The organism is Sphingobium sp. B2D3C, from assembly GCF_025961835.1.
Lineage (GTDB): Bacteria > Pseudomonadota > Alphaproteobacteria > Sphingomonadales > Sphingomonadaceae > Sphingobium.
Genome location: NZ_JAOQOK010000001.1, coordinates 364,152 through 382,698 on the forward strand (window position 1 = coordinate 364,152; position 18,547 = coordinate 382,698).

At 62.6% G+C, this 18,547-nt stretch carries 15 protein-coding genes; 8 read left to right on the forward strand and 7 right to left on the reverse strand.

All coding sequences use genetic code 11. The features are described from left to right. Window positions 1-82: 82 nt before the first annotated feature. Together M2339_RS01640 and M2339_RS01645 are read right to left on the reverse strand one after the other, a co-directional pair. Window positions 83-1,384, reverse strand: coding sequence for a UDP-glucose dehydrogenase family protein (locus tag M2339_RS01640; protein ID WP_181560424.1), 1,302 nt, complete (start codon window positions 1,382-1,384; stop codon window positions 83-85). Window positions 1,385-1,455: 71 nt separating this feature from the next. Further along, a complete protein-coding gene (locus M2339_RS01645) occupies window positions 1,456-1,713 on the reverse strand; it encodes an XrtV sorting system accessory protein (protein WP_181560423.1) in 258 nt (85 codons plus the stop codon). 237 nt (window positions 1,714-1,950) lie between these two features. Between M2339_RS01645 and rfbA the strand changes: the two genes are divergently transcribed. The 4 genes from rfbA to rfbB are packed head-to-tail and all read left to right on the forward strand — an operon-like array spanning window position 1,951 to window position 5,297. After that, a complete protein-coding gene (rfbA, locus tag M2339_RS01650; protein WP_264587714.1) occupies window positions 1,951-2,826 on the forward strand; it encodes a glucose-1-phosphate thymidylyltransferase RfbA in 876 nt (291 codons plus the stop codon). Further along, the gene (rfbC, locus tag M2339_RS01655; protein WP_264587713.1) at window positions 2,826-3,371 is read left to right on the forward strand and encodes a dTDP-4-dehydrorhamnose 3,5-epimerase; all 546 of its coding nucleotides are present in this window, start codon (window positions 2,826-2,828) and stop codon (window positions 3,369-3,371) included. Before rfbA ends, rfbC begins: the two co-directional genes overlap by 1 nt. Then, window positions 3,368-4,234: a dTDP-4-dehydrorhamnose reductase gene (gene rfbD / locus M2339_RS01660; RefSeq protein WP_264587712.1), complete on the forward strand. Its 867-nt coding sequence runs from the start codon at window positions 3,368-3,370 to the stop codon at window positions 4,232-4,234. The genes rfbC and rfbD overlap by 4 nt, the downstream gene beginning before the upstream one ends. Continuing rightward, window positions 4,227-5,297, forward strand: a complete 1,071-nt coding sequence (gene rfbB, locus M2339_RS01665; RefSeq protein WP_264587711.1) for a dTDP-glucose 4,6-dehydratase — start codon at window positions 4,227-4,229, stop codon at window positions 5,295-5,297. The genes rfbD and rfbB overlap by 8 nt, the downstream gene beginning before the upstream one ends. A 411-nt stretch (window positions 5,298-5,708) precedes the next feature. Here the strand turns inward: rfbB and M2339_RS01670 are convergent, their stop codons facing one another. From M2339_RS01670 to M2339_RS01685, 4 genes are read right to left on the reverse strand one after another with little or no spacing between them, the layout of a single operon-like run. After that, window positions 5,709-6,512, reverse strand: coding sequence for a CpsD/CapB family tyrosine-protein kinase (locus tag M2339_RS01670; protein ID WP_264571107.1), 804 nt, complete (start codon window positions 6,510-6,512; stop codon window positions 5,709-5,711). 32 nt (window positions 6,513-6,544) lie between these two features. Beyond that, complete coding sequence (locus M2339_RS01675) at window positions 6,545-8,047, reverse strand: GumC family protein (RefSeq protein WP_264571106.1); 1,503 nt, start codon at window positions 8,045-8,047, stop codon at window positions 6,545-6,547. Next, the gene (locus tag M2339_RS01680; RefSeq protein ID WP_264587710.1) at window positions 8,047-9,240 is read right to left on the reverse strand and encodes a hypothetical protein; all 1,194 of its coding nucleotides are present in this window, start codon (window positions 9,238-9,240) and stop codon (window positions 8,047-8,049) included. Before M2339_RS01680 ends, M2339_RS01675 begins: the two co-directional genes overlap by 1 nt. After that, complete coding sequence (locus M2339_RS01685) at window positions 9,237-9,854, reverse strand: polysaccharide biosynthesis/export family protein (protein WP_264571104.1); 618 nt, start codon at window positions 9,852-9,854, stop codon at window positions 9,237-9,239. Before M2339_RS01685 ends, M2339_RS01680 begins: the two co-directional genes overlap by 4 nt. Window positions 9,855-10,125: 271 nt before the next feature. On the opposite strand from M2339_RS01685, the gene M2339_RS01690 reads away from it, so the two are divergent. The 4 genes from M2339_RS01690 (at window position 10,126) to M2339_RS01705 (ending at window position 16,639) form a co-directional block, all read left to right on the forward strand. Continuing rightward, window positions 10,126-11,658: a tetratricopeptide repeat protein gene (locus M2339_RS01690; RefSeq protein WP_264587709.1), complete on the forward strand. Its 1,533-nt coding sequence runs from the start codon at window positions 10,126-10,128 to the stop codon at window positions 11,656-11,658. A 24-nt stretch (window positions 11,659-11,682) separates the two neighbouring features. Continuing rightward, window positions 11,683-13,131 carry an undecaprenyl-phosphate glucose phosphotransferase gene (locus tag M2339_RS01695; protein WP_181560414.1) on the forward strand — a complete coding sequence of 483 codons (1,449 nt, stop codon included), beginning with the start codon at window positions 11,683-11,685 and terminating at the stop codon, window positions 13,129-13,131. 95 nt (window positions 13,132-13,226) lie between these two features. After that, a complete protein-coding gene (locus M2339_RS01700) occupies window positions 13,227-14,648 on the forward strand; it encodes a hypothetical protein (protein WP_264587708.1) in 1,422 nt (473 codons plus the stop codon). A gap of 263 nt (window positions 14,649-14,911) precedes the next feature. Then, a complete protein-coding gene (locus M2339_RS01705) occupies window positions 14,912-16,639 on the forward strand; it encodes a hypothetical protein (RefSeq protein WP_264606129.1) in 1,728 nt (575 codons plus the stop codon). Window positions 16,640-16,705: 66 nt separating this feature from the next. Here M2339_RS01705 and ggt read toward each other — a convergent pair whose 3' ends face one another. Continuing rightward, window positions 16,706-18,448, reverse strand: a complete 1,743-nt coding sequence (gene ggt, locus M2339_RS01710; RefSeq protein WP_264587707.1) for a gamma-glutamyltransferase — start codon at window positions 18,446-18,448, stop codon at window positions 16,706-16,708. Window positions 18,449-18,547: the final 99 nt, after the last annotated feature.

Consider the following 18,547-nt stretch of genomic DNA (forward strand, 5'->3'; position numbering starts at 1 on the left):
CCGGATGAAAAGCCCCCATTTGGTGGGGGCATCCATCCAGGCCGAGGTCAGAACGGTCCGTGCGAAACTCGGTTCCGCCGAATTACCGCCCGACGGCCGTGTAGGAGAAGCCGGCCTCCTCAACGAGATCGCGCGGGTAGAGGTTGCGCAGATCGATCATCACCGGCGTCTTCAGCAGCGACTTGATGCGCGCCAGATCGAGCGCGCGGAAGGCGTCCCACTCGGTGATGAACACCAGCGCATCGGCGCCGGCCATCGTATCATAGGCATTGCCGAAATAGGTGACGTCCCGCAGCACCAGCTTGGCCTGCTCCATGCCCTCGGGATCATGGGCGTGGATCTCGGCGCCCGCGTCCTGCAGCGTCTCGATGATCGCGATGGCGGGCGAATCGCGCATGTCATCCGTATTCTGCTTGAAGGTGAGGCCGAGCACCGCGATGGTCTTGCCACGCACTTCCCCGCCCATCGCCTGAATGACCTTGCGCCCCATGGCGCGCTTGCGCGAATCATTCACGGCGACGACCGTTTCGACGATCCGCTGCGGCGCCTCATAATCCTGCGCGGTCTTCAGCAGAGCGAGGGTGTCCTTGGGGAAGCAGGAGCCGCCAAAGCCGGGGCCGGGGTGCAGGAACTTGGCACCGATGCGATTATCCAGGCCAATGCCCCGCGCGACTTCATGCACGTCCGCGCCCACCTTCTCGCACAGATCGGCGATCTCGTTGATGAAGGTGATCTTGGTCGCAAGAAAGGCGTTGCCGGCATATTTGGTCAGCTCGGCACCGCGCCGGCTCATCTCGATCACCGGCGAGCGGCCGATGACGAGAGGGCGATAAATTTGCCGCATCACGTCCAGCGCCCGGCGATCATCGCCGCCGATCACGACGCGGTCGGGGCGCTTGAAGTCGTCGATCGCCGCGCCTTCGCGCAGGAACTCGGGATTGGAGATCACGGCAAAATCGGCGTCGGGGTTGGTCTCCCGGATGATCCGCTCGACCTCGTCGCCGGTGCCGACAGGCACGGTCGACTTGTCGACCACCACGGTGAAGCGCTTGAGGAACGGCGCGATTTCCGCGGCCGCGCCGTACACATAGCTCAGGTCCGCATGGCCATCGCCGCGCCGCGAGGGCGTGCCGACCGCGATAAAGATGGCATCGGGGTCGGCGAGGGCGTCTGCCGCTTGCGTCGTGAAGGACAGCCGGCCGGCCGCGACATTGCTGGCGACGAGATGATCGAGCCCGGGTTCGAAGATGGGGATGCGGCCTTCCTGAAGGGCGGTGATCTTCGCCTCGTCCTTATCGAAACAGATGACGTCATGGCCGAAATCCGCGAAGCACGCGCCAGAGACGAGGCCCACATACCCCGAGCCGATCATTGTAATTCTCACAGGAACACGCCCTTTTTGCCGTAATCACGGTGGATGCGCCGGCAGCGGGAAGCCGCCAACAGGCGCAAGGCCTATTTAAAACTGGGCTTCAACACCAGCCAAACATAGGCCACCACGCCGACCAGCAGCAAAATCCCGGCAGCATGCATGACCATGCTGTCATGCTCGATCGCATAATTGCCGGCCTGGTTGGCAATGGCGCAGCCAAGCGCCGGCGGCAGATAGTCGATCATCCGGTCCGGCGGATTTTCCATCGACGAGCGCTGGAGGAACAGCACGATGATGCCAGCAAATATCGCCAGAGAGAGCCAGTCATAAACTGTTTCCATGCAGTCTTCTCCCGTCAGGCGGCACAATTTTGATCGCAGGATCGATCGGTCCGAAACCGCTAATTTTTCTGAAATGAAAACGCAAAGCGATTCACGATCTTTTCGTCCTATGCCTGCATAATCCCGCCATGCCAAAATGGTTCAGGCTCGGGACCGGCCGAAAATGGTCGCCTTGCATTGTAGAAGTGATGCGTTACCTCGGAGCGCCCGTCCGGGCACAGGCATGGAGTGTTGCTATTGCGTAAGGGAATCATTCTGGCAGGCGGATCGGGCACGCGGCTCTATCCGCTGACCAAGGCCGTCTCCAAGCAGCTCATGCCGGTCTATGACAAGCCGATGATCTACTATCCGCTCTCGGTGCTGATCATGGCGGGCATTCGGGAGATCATGATCATCACCACGCCGCATGATCAGGCGGCATTCCAGGCCTTGCTGGGCGACGGGAGCGCGCTGGGTCTCGACCTGCATTATGCCGTGCAGCCGGAGCCCCGAGGTTTGGCGCAGGCTTATCATATCGGTGCGGATTTCATCGGCACGGACCCGTCCGCGCTGATCCTCGGCGACAACATCTTCTATGGCCATGGTCTCACCGAACTATTGCAGGCCGCCAATGCGCGCGAGCATGGCGCGACGGTGTTCGGCTATAATGTCAGCGACCCCACAGCCTATGGCGTCGTCTCGTTCGATGCCGATGGGAAGGCGCAGACGATCGAGGAAAAGCCCGCGCAGCCCAAATCCAATTATGCCGTCACCGGTCTTTATTTCTACGACGGGCAGGCGGTGGAGCGTGCGGCCGGGCTGGCGCCTTCCGCGCGGGGAGAACTGGAAATTACCGATCTCAATCGCGTCTATCTGGAAGCCGGCGAGCTGAACGTCGAGCTGATGGGGCGCGGCTATGCCTGGCTCGACACCGGTACGCATGGCTCGCTGATCGACGCGGCTAATTATGTGCGGATTACCGAGGAGCGTCAGGGCCTTAAAATCTGCTGCCCGGAAGAACTGTGCTGGCGCATGGGCTTTATCGATGATGCGCAACTGCTTGAGATCGCCGAGCCGCTGCGCAAGTCCGGCTATGGCGAGTATCTCCTCAAGCTGCTGGACGGCAAAGCCTGATGAACCTCATTGAAACGGCCATTGATGGCGTCTTCATCATCGAGCCGAAGGTTTTCGGCGACGAGCGCGGCTTCTTTTTGGAAAGCTGGAACGCGCGGGCGTTCGAGGTTGCCGGGCTCGATGTCGACTTCGTGCAGGACAATCACAGCCGTTCCTCGCGCGGGGTACTGCGCGGGCTGCACTATCAGCAGCCTGGCCCGCAGGGGAAGCTGGTGCGGGTCACGGCCGGCGCGGTGTTCGATGTCGCTGTGGATATGCGCCGGTCCTCGCCCACCTTCGGCAAATCGGTGGGCGTCGAATTGAGCGCGGCCAACAAGCGGATGCTCTGGGTGCCCGAGGGCATGGCGCACGGGTTCCTCTGCTTGGAGGATGGCACGGACTTTCTCTACAAGTGCCGCGGCTTTTACAATCCCAGTCATGAGCACAGTCTGCTCTGGAACGACCCGGCGCTCGGCATCGACTGGCCGCTGGGGGACATCGTACCGCAGCTTTCGGCCAAGGACATGGCGGGCAAGCCGTTGGCGGATGCGGTGACTTTTCCGTGAAGGTCATCATCACAGGGGCCGGCGGTCAGCTCGGCCAGGCGCTGCAGCGAGGCGCGCCCGAGGATGCGGACATTGTCGCGCTGGATCGGGCTGCGCTGGATATCGGGGATCAGGCGGCGGTTTCGGCCTGCGTCGCCGAGGTCCAGCCCGCGCTTATTCTCAACGCGGCCGCTTATACCGCCGTGGACAAGGCAGAGAGCGAACGCGATCTTGCCTGGCGCATCAATGCCGACGGGTCGGGGAATCTGGCCCGTGCGGCAGCGTCAAACGGCGCGGCCCTCGTGCATGTCTCGACCGATTTCGTGTTCGACGGCACGTCTGGCACGCCCTATCGGCCGGACAGCCCCGTTGCACCGCTGGGTGTCTATGGCGCGAGCAAACGGGCGGGGGAGGAGGCCGTGCTTGCGGCGTCTCCGCAAGCCCTCATCGTGCGGACGGCCTGGGTCTATGGCGACACCGGTCATAATTTCGTGCGGACGATGCTGCGCCTGATGGCGGAGCGGGACGAGGTTCGCGTGGTCGCCGACCAGATCGGCACGCCAACTTATGCTGCCGGACTGGCCGTTGCCCTTTGGCGCCTGCATGCTGCCGGCGCGAGCGGCCTCCATCACTGGACCGACAGCGGGGCGGCGAGCTGGTATGATTTTGCCGTGGCGATTCAGGAGGAGGCCGTCGCGCTTGGCCTGCTGAGCCGGACGGTGCCGGTCTTGCCGATCAGCACCAGCGACTATCCCACGCCGGCGCGAAGACCCTCTTATTCGGTTCTGGACAAGAGCAGCACCGTTGCGCACATCGGCGCACCCGCGCCGCACTGGCGCGCCCATCTTCGTGACATGCTCGGAGTGATCAAGGCGAATGGCTAATCTGCTCGTCACCGGCGGTGCCGGCTTCATCGGCGCGAACTTCGTGCATTATTGGCGCGCCCATCATGCTGGCGACGTCGTCACGGTTCTGGATGCGCTCACTTATGCAGGCAATCCGGCAAATCTCGACGGTCTGAGCGATGTCGAGCTGGTCGTGGGCGATATCTGCGATACGCCGCTCGTCGAGGATCTGCTGGCCCGCAAGCAGATCGACACCATCGTCCACTTCGCCGCTGAGAGCCATGTCGATCGCTCGATCACCGGGCCGGACGCCTTCGTGACGACCAATGTCATCGGCACGCACAGCCTGCTCAAGGCTGCGCGCAAGCTGTGGCTCGATACCGGCACGGGCCGTCCGCACCGCTACCATCATGTCTCGACCGATGAGGTCTATGGCTCGCTCGGGCCAAACGATCCGGCGTTCAGCGAAACCACCGCTTATGCGCCCAACTCGCCCTATTCGGCCAGCAAGGCGGGTTCGGATCATCTGGTGCGGGCCTATCACCACACTTATGGCCTTGAGGTCACGACGAGCAATTGCTCGAATAATTACGGCCCTTATCAGTTTCCCGAGAAACTGATCCCGCTGTTCCTGCTCAACTGCCTCTATGGCCGAAATCTTCCGATCTACGGCGACGGCATGAATGTGCGCGATTGGCTGCATGTCGAGGACCATTGCCACGGCATCGAGAAGGTTCTTCAGGTCGGGCGACCGGGCGAGACTTACAATATTGGCGGCGGCCAGGAATTGCCCAATCTCACCGTTATCGAGGAGATTTGCGCGACGGTGGATCGCGCCTTCGCTGCCGATCCGCAGCTTGCCCAGCGCTTCCCCGATGCGCCCGCCGCGCGAGGACAGGCGTCCGAGACGCTGAAGACCTTCGTCACCGATCGCGCCGGGCACGACCGGCGCTATGCGATCGACGAGACCAAGGCGCGCTCGGAACTAGGCTACGCGCCCCGCCGCACCTTCAGCGAAGGCTTCGCGCAGACGCTGGACTGGTATCTGCGCAATGAGCAGTGGTGGCGGCCGTTGCTTGAGAAGGCCGCCGCTGGCCAGTGATGGGGGAGGCGGATCTCTGATCCGCGCGACCCTTCGGGTCGCTGACCCCTCTCCCACAGGCAGCACGCTGCCAAGTCTGCGCATCCCTCTCCCTCAAGGGGAGAGGGTTTGGTGTGCAGCGCTATCGGCCTTTGATCGAACTCATGACGTCGGCCTGACGCCCGACGAGCCGGCCCACCACCCTCGTCACCCCGGGCTTGACCCGGGATCCCGCTAGGTTTCTTGCATGGGAGGGAGTTTCAACCAAACCGTGCATCCGAGCGCCGGAATGTATTTGAGGATTAGGAAGCTGGACCCCGGGTCAAGCCCGGGGCGACGGTGGGAATTGGGGCACTCTAACCCATTAATTGAGGACAGTCCTTGCGGTGCGACCACTCAGGCGGCGCGGGACGCGTGAACTTGCCCCGTCGCTCAGTCTTCCTTGCTGAAGTAGTCCGTATATTTGCCGTAACCGCCGTAGGAATAGCCATAGGGGTCGGTCACGCCGCCATCGTAGCGGTTGAGGACGGAACCGAGGCATTCGGCGGGGTCGAGCAGGCGGATCGAATCGGTGACCTGCTTCTGGTTGGTCCGGCCCTGTTCGATCACCATCAGATAGGCATCGACATGGCCAGCGATCACCATGGCGTCGTCATTGGCGAACACGGGCGGCATGTCGAAGAGGATGATCGTATCGTCATCCAGCGTGCGCAGGGCTTTGACGAACCGGTCGAAGCGGTCGCCGGCGAGTAGCGGCATGCTGTCGAGATCGTTCGAATAGCAGGGGTAGAGCGTGAGGTTGGTGCCTTCGACATGGCGGCCGATCTTGCGCAGATCGTCGGTTTCGCCGGCGAGGAAGCGCTCCAGGCCGACTTCGCCCACCAAGCCGAAATTCTGCGCGAGCGAGGCCCGGCGAATGTCGAGGTCGAACACGAGGACCTGCTTGCCGGGCAGGCGGCTCAGCGTGGCGGCAAGATTGGCGGTCAGGAACGACTTGCCGGCACCGGGAGCCGGGGAGGTGACCCCGATGATCCGGTGCCCGCCCGCTGCCATCCGCTTGACCACCTGCGAGCGCAGCAGGCTGAACGGGCGGGAGGCAAGGTGCCGGTTGCTGAACGCCACGACATGCTGGGCTTCGAGAAGCTTCGGGTCGGGTGTAAACAGCGCCGTCTCATTGGGCGCGGGAATGCGGAAAGGCGCGCCCTGCAGGGCCGATGGCGCAAGCTGATCAGACAATGCTCAAACTCCTTGGATACAGTGCGCGCGGATCAGTCGTCGTCATCATCGTCATCGGGCTTCGTGCGGCCCTTGCGCCCGCCAAAGGGCCACAGGCGCTTCAAACCGCGCTGCTGCTGCTCGGCCCGCGACATGATCGTGGGAATGACCACCAGCGGCAACGCACCGGTCGCTTGCAGGACGGCGTCAGCGCCACGGATCGGCCGCGTGAGCATTTCGATCAGGAAGATCAGGCCAAAGCCGAGACCCAGGCCTGCGAAGGCGCCGAGCAGGATGATCTTCGGGCGATTGGGCGAATAGGGATCGTCCGGCACCACCGGCGGGTCGATCACGGAAAGACGCTCGCCCTGCTGCTCGTCCTCGGCACGCTTGCCAGCCTTGGCGTTCATCAGCTGGTTGGAGACCTTCTGATATTGCTCGTTGAGACCCGTCATGCGCTGCTGCAGCTGCGCCAGTTCCTGCTGCACCACCGGCGCGCGGATCTGGGCGCTCAGAATGGAGGCGCTGCGGCCTTCTTCGGCGGCACGCGCCGATTCAAGGCGGGAAATCTCGCGATTATTGGCGGCGATCTGCGCGGAAATAGCGGAAGTAGGAATGCGCGACTGATTGGATTTCGCTAGCTCCCGCGCCTCTGCGAGCCGCTGCTTGGCCAGAACCACGTCCGGATGCTGCTCGGTGTAACGCGCCCGGGCGGTGGCCACAGCGGCTTCCGCTTCGGCGATCACCGGATCGCGGTCAGCCGCGCTCTGCGTGAGTTCACGCTGCGCCTGCAATTGCGCATTGGCGGACTGAAGCGCGGCAATGCGGCTGTCGATGCCGATGGTGCCGCCGCCGGTCGTCGCCATGGTGCTGCTGGCCAGCGTCAGGCCATTCTTCAGCTGGATGTCGGCGATCTGCTTATCCAGCGCGGCGATCTGCGTCTGCAGATCGGCCTGCTGGTCGGTGAGGAATTGAATGGTGTTCACCGACTGCGCGGCCGAGGTGCTGGCGTCCAGCTGCAGCACCTGGTCGGTCAGCGCCTGCGCGACGGCCTGCGCCTTCACCGGGTCGGAATAGTTGAAGCTCATCGAGAAGGCGATGGTGCTGCGGCGCCCGCCATTGGCGGCCTGAATGTCCGCTGTGACAGGCTCGATGGCGATTGCTTCGCGCATCGTGGTGATGACTTCGGAGAGCGACTGGGTCCGCAGTTCGGTCTGGTACAGTCCGTTCCTTTGGATGAGTTCCACCAGCTGCGGACGGCTGAGGACCTGCTGGCGAATGCGTGCCATGCGCTGGTCGACGACGCTCGTGCCGTCTGCGCTGCGGGGATCGCCTGCCACATCCTCGGGAAGAAGCGAGGCTTCGACCAGCAGAACCGCCTTGGACTGGTACTGCACCGGCAGAAGGAATGCCGTGGCGATGCCGGCCAGGAGCAGCAGAAGGGCGGGCACGATGACCAGCCATTTGCGCTGCATGAGGATCGTCGGGATATGCGGCAGGAACGATGCCCCGCCGGACTCCTCAGCCGTGTCGTAATTGGCGTGGACGTTGTTCATCAGTTCTGACCGAGCCTGTACCGCAATCCAACGAGTCCGTGGATGTTTGCGTTGCGTGAGACGAGCGAGCTATATGTGTCACTATAGGTTACCGAAATGACAGCAGACAGCCGAGGACGCAGCAAACGCTCGTAACCGACGCTCGCCCGCGCATAATCGCTGTCATTGCCGCCGGTTCCCACAAGGCTGCTCGACCGGGAATAAGAGGCGCTGGCGTTGAAGCTGCTCAGCTGATCGATCTTGTAATTATAAAGCGCGCCGATGGCGGTAACCCGCGAGGAGCCTGCGATCGACGAGGGGGACACCCCGTGCGAGCCTGTGAGGCAGAAATTCGTGCGATCCCCTTCACGGCACAGATCGGCCGAGGCATAGAAGGACGTGTTGTTGATCGACACGGCAGGGAATTGCGTCTCGCTGAAGGTCAAGCCCGCCGCGAGTTTCAGGCTCAGCCGGGGCGCCAGCCGCGTGTTGAGCTGTGCGGTCGGCGTATATTGGGTGGTCTTGCCGAAGGCGGGATCGAGATAATCGCTGCGAGCCGCATTGAAGCCCACGCCCACAGAGGTGTTTGCGCCGATTGCGCGCATATAGGTCAGGCCGCCGCCGTAGGTGTCATATTCCTTGGAAAGGCCCATATTGTCCGGGAACCGCACGCGCGTGCCGTTGGCTGACACGTTGAGCGTGTCGCGGGGCGAGAGGGTGAAGCCGAGGCCAAGCTGGCCGGAGAACACGTCTGACCGCTGGCGATAGTTCACGCTGCCGCTCGGATCGACGATGATTGGCGAGCCAGGATCGACCGGGCCGCCCACGATCGGATCGTAGACCGGATACAGGCCGTTGCGCACGTAGCTGGAGTAGGAGAGACCTGCAGTCAGCGAGGTTAGCGGACTGATCTGGCGGCTGATGTTGCCGGAAAGACCGTAATCTGTGGTGCCGTCGTAGAGCCGCGAATATTCCGTATGCGTCACCGATCCGCGCAACTGGGTCGTGCCCGTCGGCGAATTGATCGTGACGGTGGGGGCGAAGCTGCCGGCCAGCGTGGCAGCGGCGCTATCGCCGCCCACCGTGCCATAGGGATTGCTGGCGACACCGCCGGTGACGCCGAGATCCGCGCCAATGCGGGTGTCAGCCTGCGCGGCGCTGCCGAGCATGAGGGCGGCAATGGCTGCCGAGCCGATCAGCTTCGTCTTATTCATGGAACGATCACCGTGTCGCCGGTCTGGATCTGGGGAATGGCGCGGGCAGCCTCTTCGGAAAGATTGCCCTTCATCGCGCCGCCGAGCCGGAAGCGCAGCGCCGACAGCTCATTGCCGTTCTTGCGGATGATGGTGACGTTATCGAGATTGGCGAACTCGTCCGGTCCACCGGCCATGGCGATGGCCTCGACCAGGTTCACATAGCGACCCGGGGTGAACGAGCTGGGGCCGCGGACCCGGCCCACCACCGAGAAGGTGAAGCCCGACGGCGTCTCGACCGAGACGGTCACCTGCGGGGGCTCGCCCCGATATTGGCTGGCCAATCCGTTCGAGATCGCGGTCTGGACCTGCTCGGGCAGCATGCCCTGCGCGACGATGCGGCCGACCAGCGGGAAGGAGAAGCTGCCATCCGGCAGCACGCGGATCGAGCGCTGCAGACGCTCTTCACCCCACACATAAACCTCGATCTGGTCGCCGGGGTTAATTGTATAGGGCCGGGCGACCTGATTGGATGCACCGCCTGCCGCAGCGGCATTCTGCTGCGCCATCGCTGGCAGCGTTGCGACGGCGGCAAGAAGGCCCGCCATGGACCATGAAATTACGGGAAACCGCACGGTTGAGGATCCTTCTACTTGGCCGGGAATGCAGGCTTCATATACCAAAACCCTATGCCGTCACTACGTAAAAGCTGGGTTAATGATGTGGGGGCAATGGTTACTTTCGTTGCTTGCTGGGGTTAAGCCCTGTAACGCGACGCGGGTTGGGCGATATTCACGACAGGGCGATATGACCGGGTTTGGCAGGCTGACTTTCGCTCATGGCAGCGCCGCCCGTTTCGGCGGCAGAATGCCGAAGGCCTCGGGCCGAGGCCCATCATCGAACGCTTTGGCAGCTTTGCTGATCCTCGCGGCCTTGGGCGGCTGCAAGAGCCCGAGCGAGCAGGCCGCCGAGCGGGCACAGGCGGCCGAAGCGCTGCTGCAGGCCGGTGACCTCGCCGGCGCTCAGCGGGCGATTGGCGAGGCGATCCGTCTGCGGGAAGATGGACCTAATTTCCAGCAATTGGCTGGCATGATTGCCTTGCAGTCGGGCGATCCTGCGGGGGCCTATCGGGCGTTCCAGAGAGCGCTGGAGTTCGATGCCACGAACCGTCTGGCCCTCGCTTATGTGGCGAATCTCGGCGTTCAGCTCGGGCAGATCGCAGATGCCGAAGCAGCAGCGGACCGACTGTTGACGCTGGAACCCGATGCCATGCCCGCGCTCCAGACGAAGGGCATGATCGCCCTGGCCCGCGAGCAACTCGACGATGCGATGTCATATGCGGACCGGATTCTGGCGCGCTCGGCGACGGACGAGGCCGGCGTTATCGTGAAGGCGCGGGTGCTGGCGCGGCGGGGGCAGGCGGAAGAGGCTATTGCCCTGATCGACAATGCGCTGCGTGTCTCGGGTGATTCCTCGGCGCTGTTGACCAACAAGGTCAATCTCTACCGCTATCTGGGCAAGCCCGAGCCGATGGCGGAGGCGCTGGGCCGGCTGGTCGCGACCGGCAATGCCGGGACGGCCATGAAGCTGGACCGCATCAATCTGCTCTACAAGATGGGCCGGCTGCCGCAGGCCCGCGAGGCTAGCCTGGCGCTGCTCCGCGAGGGTTTGCGAGAGCCGTCGGATTATGAGGTGCTCACCCGCATCTGGTGGGAGTTCGACCCCACGCCGCTGTCGCCCGAGGTCGCGCGCGGGCCGACGGATTGGCGCGACCCGCTCGCCGTCCTGACGGTTTCGCGCTATCTGCTGGCGCGCGGAAATCGCGAGACGGCCAATCTGCTTTTGAATTCCGTGCCGGATGGGCGCGCCAAGGATTTGATCGCACCGCTCAAGCTGCGCCTGCTCATGGAAACCGGTAAGGATAAGGGAGTCGAGGGGCAGGTCGAATCGCTGCTCAAGCAGGATCCCGAGAATGTCGACGCGCTGCTGCTGCGCGCGCACTATGCCGCGAAAAGAGGCGACGCACGCGCTGCGCTGGAAGCGGCGCAGCTGGCGCTGGCGAACGATCCGCGCAATCCCGACGCCTATCAGGCCGTGGCGCAGCTTTATCGGGCGCGCGGCGAGAACTGGCGTGCCCGCCAGATCTACGAAGAGGGATTGAAGCAGATTCCCCAGAATTTTCCTCTGGTGCAATCTTATATGCAATATCTTCATGACTCGGGGGATAGGGCGCGGAGTATGTCGGTCGCGCGCAATTTTGCCCGGGCTTTGCCGTCGTCGGAAAAGGCGTGGAGCCTGCTCGTGGCGCAATGCGCGGCCATACAAGATGGGACCTGCGCGAGCGTGGCTCAGAATGGATTGGACAATGCCCGGACAGCCTATCTCGTGGATGATCCCCCAGGCAAACCGGCCGATCGCGGCCTGTTTGGTCGCTTTTGACACCGTTTTGTAATTCGGCGAACCATGATCAGCTTTCAGCGTCCTGCGCGTAACAAATATGTCCGCTTCACGTCCAACGTGTTGCGCTCGGGCGGTATCATTAATGATAGCCTGTGCTTCCTGCTGTCCTATCTGATCACGGTCGCCTTTTATCGCAGTTTCCTGGGCTATTATCTGGACGCACGCCTCCATTCGACCGTCGTGGTCGTCATGGCGATCAACTTTTTCCTGATCCGGATATCCCGGGACGCCTATTCCGGTTTCCGGGGGCAGGGCGATGATCTTGGTGGCAGCACATTCCTCGACTTCCTCGTGGCTTTGACGCTGACCGGATTCATCCTCGTCCAGTTTGGCAAAGGCGGCGATCTGTCGCTCCGCTTCGCGCTCGTCTTCTCGCTGGTCTGCCTCATCTTTCTGGTGTTTTCGCGCCTACTGTTCCGGCAGCTCGTTCGCGTCGCGATGAAGCACAAGATCATCGGGCAGCGCGTGGCGATCTATGGCGCGGACCGGGAGGTGACGAGCCGGCTGCTGGAACTGCTGGAGATCGAGCGGCTGCCCCATATCAACATCGTGGGTTTTGCGGACGACCGGCGCTCTCGAGTCGAGACGGGCATGATCGGGCGGTTTCCGTATCTCGGGGGGTTCGACGAGATGCTGGGCCTCGCGCAGCAGGGGATGCTGGACCAGGTGATCGTGGCGCTGCCTTTGGTGCGACAGGAGCGCCTCAACCAGATCATCGAGCAGCTCAGTGCCGGCGCGATCGACATTTGCATCATGCCGCGCGAGTTCCTGGTGCTGCGGGATCGGTACAGCGTCAATTATATCGGCTCCCTGCCGGTGCTCAGCGTGTGGCAACTGCCGATGCGAGACTTCGACGGTGTTCTGAAGGAGATCCAGGATCGCCTTCTTGCGCTCATCGGCGTGATCGTTCTGGCGCCGCTGCTCATCCTCACCGCGCTCGCCATCCGGCTGGAGAGCAAGGGGCCGATCCTGTTCCGCCAGAAGCGCCTCGGCTTCAACAATCTGGAAATCGAGGTTCTCAAGTTCCGGTCGATGTATACCGATCGTCAGGATGTCAGTGGTGGCGAACGGACGCGCAAGGGCGATCCGCGGATCACCCGGGTGGGGCGCATCATTCGTCGCACCAGCATCGACGAACTGCCGCAGTTGTGGAATGTGCTCAGGGGTGAGATGTCTCTGGTCGGGCCGCGGCCCCACGCCTTGGCGATGCGCGTGGGCGATGCCTATTATCACGACGCGGTTCGTGGATATGCTGCCCGGCATCGCGTGAAGCCCGGGATCACGGGCCTGGCGCAGGTGAGGGGCTTGCGCGGAGAGATCGATACGATCGAGAGAGCCAAGAAACGTGTCGAATATGACATCTATTATATCGAGAATTGGTCGCCCTTGCTTGATCTGCGGATCATCCTCGAGACTGTCGTGCGCCTGATCTGGGACAAGCATGCCTACTGAGGCTGTCCGCCAGCGTGAAGGGTCGTGCGAGCGGGCTGCCATGGCCGGCGCGTTGATGAGCGCGCTCAACTGCATCGCGCGGAGGGGATGAAGCGATGCAGGCGTTGATCGCTCAGGGCGTTCTCATCCTCTGGCCGCTGGTGGCTCTGGTCCTTTACATGACCATGTCGGCCGGACGGGCGACGATCTGGACGTTGCTCGCGGGCTATCTGCTGCTGCCGCGCGGGGTTGCGTTCGACCTTCCGGGCATTCCGGCCTTCGACAAGTCCACCATCCCGAGCCTCGCAGCGTTCGTGCTCGCGCTAGCCACCGCGCGGAGGGGTGAGTTCAAATGGCCGCGCAGCAAGGCGCTGAACCTGCTGATGCTGGGCTTTGTCCTCACGCCCTTTGCCACGGCTCTGACCAACCGCGATTTCTACATGATCGGGAGCATGGCCTTCCCGGCGCTCGGTTTCAGAGAAGGCCTGTCCATGTCGGTCGGCCATATGATCACGCTGGCGCCGTTCGTGCTCGGCGCCGGTCTGCTGGGCAATGAGCGCGGCCATCGGCAGATCCTGCTCGCGCTGGTGATCGGCGCGCTAGCCTATTCCATCCCAATCATGCTCGAAGTCAGGCTCAGTCCGTTTTTGCAGCGATGGGTCTATGGCATCGAAGACGCCGAATATTTCCTGCAACAGATGCGGTTCGGCGGCTTTCGCTCGATGGTGTTCCTCGGCCATGGCCTGCTGGTGTCCACGCTGCTCGGCATGGCACTTCTGGCCGCACTCGGCCTGATGAAGATGCGAATGAAGTTGTTCGGACTCCCGATGTCCCTCATCGCGGCTTATCTGGCGGGCATCCTGATCCTGAACAAATCCGTCGGCGCAGTCGTCCTGGTCGCCCTGCTGGCCCCGATGTTGTTGCTGCTCAAGCGGCGCATGTTCCTGATCGCAATCGCCGGGTTGGCCATGATGGTCGTGACCTATCCCGCCCTGCGCGGCGCCAATCTGCTGCCGTTGCAGGACATCGTACAGACCGCTGCCTCGTTGAGCGCCGAGCGGGCGGACTCCTTCGATTTCCGACTGAGGAATGAAGAACTGCTGCTCGACAGAGCGGAGCAGCGGCCATTGTTCGGATGGGGGACATTTGGTCGAAATCGTGTGATCGTGGTCGCGCATTGGGGCGGCACGCTCGATGTCGCGGTGACCGATGGCACATGGATCATCGTCATCGGCATGCTGGGCTGGGTCGGCTATGTGCTATTCTTCGGTTTGCTGTCCTATCCCTTCTGGCGCGCTTTCCGATTGCGCCGCAGCGCGGTGCCGACAGCCAGCCTCGCACTGGTGGCGGTCCACATGTATAATGTGCTCGACCTGATCCCGAATTCGTCCATCCAGCCGATTACATGGCTGGTCGCGGGAGCGATCGCCGGATTGCGCCTGGACACGAGGCTCCGGAGAGGCCCGCGCGATGCTCAGCCGGGAGGCGAGCCATCCGGCGACATTCACCCGCCATCAAAGGCGTTGTCGCGAGCCTAGCAGCATGGTGTGCCGCTGATCGCCGCAGATGGAAACCTGTTGGTAGCTTTGCGCTTGGCAAAGCCGAAAGATCGGTCAACCGGCATAGAACGGCGGGCTGCAGATAATCTACAGAGCAATATAGCGGATCGGTAACGCGATGCGTTCAGGGGGGTGGTAAGCAGGAATTTAACCACACTTGGCAATCGAAGCTTTTTGGCTCTCTCCTAGGTTCGCTTCGGGACGCAATGAATCCCTACGGGGTTGGCAGGAAGTTGAAGCGTATGAACCGGGTGCGTAAAACGAAACTCAGGTTGATCGGTGCGATGGCACTGAGTTCGACAGTGATGATGGGCACGGCGGCAGTGGCTGCTAGCACGGCCAGCGCGTTTCTTCTCTATACGGCGTCAATCAAGCTGAAAGGCCTCAATCTGATGAAATGGGCCGATGTTCTCTCGGTTCTGACCCTTGCGTCACTCCCGTCGACGTCCTCGGGTACCAAGCCGTCGGGCTCTTCCACGACGACGATTTCCACACCGGGTTCCGCGACCACTGTTGGAAGCGGGTCGGCAGCGACTGGCGTGCCGGCCATGAAGCTCGGGTTGAACCTGACCGCTCCCACCACATGGATTGGAAACAGGTCTTTCCTGAACCTCCTGAGCGGCTGGCGTCTCAGCAATGCACAGGGCGGATGGTCTGACATGCCCGAGGACCGTCTGGACGCCAACAAACGGCTCGTCGATCTGCGATCGGGTGAATCGGGCATTCGCCAAATGGCTCTGCCCACGCGCAGCCTGTGGGGTGAGAGTGTCGATATCATCTGTCGCTGGCAGGGTACGGGAAGCGTCAGCGTCGGTGGTACGCCTGCAAAGAATACCCGAGTATCGGGAAAAACTTTGACATTCACATTCGTGCCTCAGGGCGGGGCTTCAGCCTGGCTTCGTATCGCAAGTACAAGCCCGTCGGATCCTGTTCGGAACGCAGACTGTCGTGAAGTCGACGCCGATCCGAATGCGACGTTCGACCCGACTTATCTTGCCGAGGTGAAGCGCTACGGCGTCTTGCGGTTCATGAAATGGTCCTACGGGGGCGTCGAGGGCAATCTTCCTGTGCGTTGGGAGACCCGAGCAAAGCTGGGCGACGAAATCGTTGCCGGTCCGGACGGCGTGGCGCTGGAATATATGATCCAGTTGGCCAATGAATTAAAGGCCGATCCTTGGTTCTGCGTTCCCTGGAATGCCGACGACGAGTATGTGCGCAAGTTCGCGGAGCTCGTGCGCACACGGTTGGACCCGTCTCTCAAAGCCTATGTTGAGGTATCCAACGAGGTCTGGAATTACGTTTATCCCGTGACGACGCAGGCTTTGAAAGAAGGTAAGGCGGCCGGTCTCTCCTCGAACGACCATATGGCGATGCTGTCTCGTTATTCGCAGAAGACTGGACAAGTGATGGACATCTGGTCCTCCGTTTTTGCCGGCCAGATGCAACGGATCGTTCGTGTTGCGGCAGTTCAGACGGGCGCCTGGAATGCGGACTTTGTTCTAAGTTTTGGCGACACTGCAAAGAAGGTGGATGCTGTTGCCATCGCGCCCTATTTTGCAGCGAACCTGTCTGCGAATGCGCTTGATACCTCGGCAGGTGTCGATGCTGCCTTTGCCGGTCTGGCCAATGACGTGAATGACCGCATCGCCGAATCCAAGAAGGTCAAGGACGTTGCTACCAAATTCGGTTTGCGAACGATCACTTATGAGGCGGGCCAGCACGTGCTGGGATCGGCGCCGCTGGACAAAATGATCGCCCTGCAACGGGACGCGCGCATGACCAAGCTCTACACGACCTATCTCACCAAATGGCGTGACGAGGTCGGAGACCTCATGGTGATGTTCGCCGATTATGGAGGCGGCAGCCAATGGGGGAGCTGGGGCCAGCGGGATTATGTGGGCCAGCCTTTGAGTGAGGCGAATAAGGAAAGAGCTGTGGAGCTGTTCCGCCAGTCCTACATCACACGCTGATCAGGATAGATTAGATGGGACGGGTCGCGCTGAGCGCGGCCCGTTCTCTTGTCTGACGGATTAACTTTACCGGTCAACTTGCGGGATCGCGGCCTCAACGAGAACGCGGCCCTCTCTGCGTGGGTCATAGCCGCCGTCAACCACGCCATTGCGGATGATGACGGCATGAACACCGCTGTCTTCGCCTTGCCCGGACCGCAGGTCGATGCCACGGGCCTTCAGGCCTGCCAGCGTCTCCGGCGAGAACTTGCTCACTTCACCCTGAAAGGCAGAGCCACGTGCGATGAGGTTGGGGAGGGCAAGGGCTTCTTGCATGGGGAGACCCCAGTCCACCGCAGCGACCAGCGACTTGCCGACATAAGCGAGAATGGCGTTGCCGCCAGCCGAGCCAATAGCGCCTGCAAAATGGCCCGCGCGATCGACCATCACCAGCGGGATCATCGAGGAGCGCGGGCGCTTGCCGGGGGCGACGGCGTTGGCTGCCGGCCTTCCGTCCGCATCCTGCGGCGTGAAGGAAAAATCGGTCAGCTGATTATTGAGAAAGAAGCCATCGACCATGCGACCCGTGCCGAAGATGGATTCGACGGTCGTCGTGATCGACACGACATTGCCGCGCGCATCGCCGATGATGAAATGGGAGGTGCCGCCGGGTTCATGGGTATCGTCAATGCCAGCGATCTGCGCGCCGGGCGGCACGCCGGCCGAGGGCGGCGGCCCCGCGGTAGCGCCGATCAGCTTTGCCCGGCTGTCGACATAGGCGCTATCGAGGAGCCCGGCGACGGGAACGGCAGTGAACGCCGGATCGCCGACATAACGGTCGCGATCGGCGTACATCAGCCGGCTCGCCTCGGCGAACAGGAACCATGCCTGCGGGTCGGCTGGCCCGCGCTTGTCGATGTCGGTGCGTTCCAACAGGGAGAGCAATTGCAGGAAGGCGACGCCGCTGGATGGCGGCGGCGGTACGCAGACCACATAGACCCGATAGGGATTGCACACGGCCTCACGCTTGATCGGACGGTAGGCCGTCAGATCAGCCAGCGTCATGCTGCTGCCGAGGGGGCCGGCAGCGACCCGCGTCACGATCCGTTGCGCGGTATCGCCGGCATAGAGCGCGGATGGCCCTTGCGCCGCGAGACGCTGCAGAAAATCGGCATAAGCGGGATTGGCGAGTTGATCGCCGGCCTTCTTGATCGATCCGTCCGGGGCAGAAAAATAACGCCGCGCGTCGGCCACCTGCATCTGGGGGAAATTGCCTTCCAGGAACTTGGCCAGGCGCGGCGTGATGGTGAAGCCGGTGCGTGCCGTCCGCTCCGCGTCGCCGAAGAGAGATTTCCAGGGCAGGCTGCCATGCTCGTCATGAGCCAGGGCCAGCATCCGCACCGCGCCCGGCACGCCGGTCGCCCGGCCGCTCACCAGCGCGTCGCGGAAGGGGATGGGCTTGCCGTCGGCGCCGAGAAACATGTCCGGCGCGGCACCGGCGGGCGCGGTTTCCCGGCCGTCATAGACGACCACTTTGCCCGTGCCGCCATCGAAAAAGGTCATGAATGCGCCGCCGCCCATGCCCGAGCTCTGGGGTTCGACAAGCGAGAGCATCGCCTGCACGGCAATGGCCGCATCGACTGCGCTGCCGCCCTGGCGCAGGATCTTCATGCCGGCTTCCGCTGCCAGCGGATTGGAGGCCACGACGAAATTCTGGGCTACCGGCGAAGCAGGACGCGGCGCTGTGCTTGAGCGGGGCGGCATGGTCGTCGCACAGGCCGTCAGGGCCAGCGCCGAAAGGAAGCCGATGGCGGCACGGAAATGGAACATATGGCAAGCCCGCTTGGTTGTGATCGACGACGCTGCGCTGCAGTCGCGGCACAGTGGGGCGCGCACGATCCCGAAGCAAGGGGATGATGTGCGTATCTT